The sequence below is a fragment of the Haloferax sp. AB510 genome (assembly GCF_024136985.1).
Lineage (GTDB): Archaea > Halobacteriota > Halobacteria > Halobacteriales > Haloferacaceae > Haloferax.
On the sequence record NZ_JAMYJY010000208.1, the window covers coordinates 1 to 1,328 of the forward strand.

Annotated in this window: 2 protein-coding genes; one reads left to right on the forward strand and one right to left on the reverse strand. The window is 60.1% G+C overall.

The annotated features are described in order from the left end of the window. Nucleotides 1–188: 188 nt before the first annotated feature. The gene (locus tag NKF06_RS20565) at nt 189–401 is read right to left on the reverse strand and encodes a hypothetical protein (protein ID WP_253246458.1); all 213 of its coding nucleotides are present in this window, start codon (nt 399–401) and stop codon (nt 189–191) included. Nucleotides 402–533: 132 nt separating this feature from the next. On the opposite strand from NKF06_RS20565, the gene NKF06_RS20570 reads away from it, so the two are divergent. Then, entirely contained in the window at nt 534–1,169 is a 636-nt protein-coding gene (locus tag NKF06_RS20570; protein WP_253246459.1) for a VRR-NUC domain-containing protein, read from the forward strand. The last annotated feature ends 159 nt before the right edge of the window (nt 1,170–1,328 follow it).

The window sequence follows — 1,328 nt, forward strand, 5'->3', positions numbered from 1 at the left end:
TCGTGGACTCGCCGACGTCCCACTCGCTCTGCTCGCGGGACTCCCGGCGAGTCCAGCAATCGCAATCGAGCTATTGGCGGCTTCTGAGCCAACTGTTTGCCCGCTATGGGCTCCCACGAGTCCGGCACTCGTGTCCGACTACCGTGGCTGAAAAGAGCCGATTCGACGCGCCAGCACCTCTCGGCGACTCACCCCTCGTCTTCGAACACGCTCATGTCCTTCGCCGCGAGGTCGGTCACGTGTTTGACGATCTCCGGGTCGACCTGCGCGATGTCGTCGCCGTCGTGGATCTGTTCGTTGTGTCGCTCGATGGCGTCCGCGACCTCGGAAAGCGAAACGCGCGTGGTCGTGTCGCAGGCCTCGCACACGACCGGGACTTCGGGAGCGTCGTCGTCAGTCATACCGAGTCGTTCCGTCAGCGACGGAAAAAACGAGTCGGTTCGTCGTTCGAAGCGCAAGAGCTTCGCACGAGTCTCGACCGGGGCACCTGTTCCGATAAACCGATACGGGACTACGGCGACAGCGACTACACGATGCGATACGGCTCTGGCGAGTACGAGTTGGTTTTCAGACGGCTACCTGAAACCGACACAATAGCGGGTCGAACCTACTTAGAGCTGGATTGGGCGAGCGACACGGCGTCGTATCCGGGGTCGTTCGAATCGCCGGTGACCTACGAGTATTGTTACGAGGGCGACGCAGTCAACGCCGAGGACTTGGTTTCGACTTACCTCACCGAACACGTCGGCGGCCTCGTCATCAATATCGACAGCACGCGGAACCATCCCGTCCTCGACGGCAGACAGTTCGTAGAATCGGCGTGGGAGACCGATAACTTGGACGAACATGCTCGGTTTTCGAATGTCAGATTCGCGGACGCGATTGAACGCGGCCTCCGCGAGATCGCCGGACCGATGCGGACCGACGCGTCTGAAACGGTTCTCGCCGAAATATTCGACCGAACCGAACCCATCGAGCGCTTACGAGAGGCACTCGGATTCTCCGGCGCACCGGACCTCGTTGGTATCGACCAACAGCTGTTCGGCGGCCCGGTTCTCGTGGAAGTCAAGGCACACACCGACCAGTTTCAGGACACCCAAGCGCATTGGATGGGGACGTTCCGAAACCTGTTCACGGATGTGTACGTCTGTGAAGTTCGGCCCGCGTAGACAAGGGATACCACAACGGACTGCGATCTGTGTCCGCACCCCACAGCCGTCGAACGATTCGAAGCCCTTATTTATCCGACCGGGGAATGAATGATTGCGTTTGAGGGCTCGTAGATCAGGGGTAGATCACTCCCTTGGCATGGGAGAGGCCCCGGGTTC

What these genes read in the sequence shown, in the direction of transcription:
- NKF06_RS20565 (WP_253246458.1), bottom strand. Translation starts at nt 401, where the DNA reads ATGACTGACGACGACGCTCCCGAAGTCCCGGTCGTGTGCGAGGCCTGC.
- NKF06_RS20570 (WP_253246459.1), top strand. Translation starts at nt 534, where the DNA reads ATGCGATACGGCTCTGGCGAGTACGAGTTGGTTTTCAGACGGCTACCT.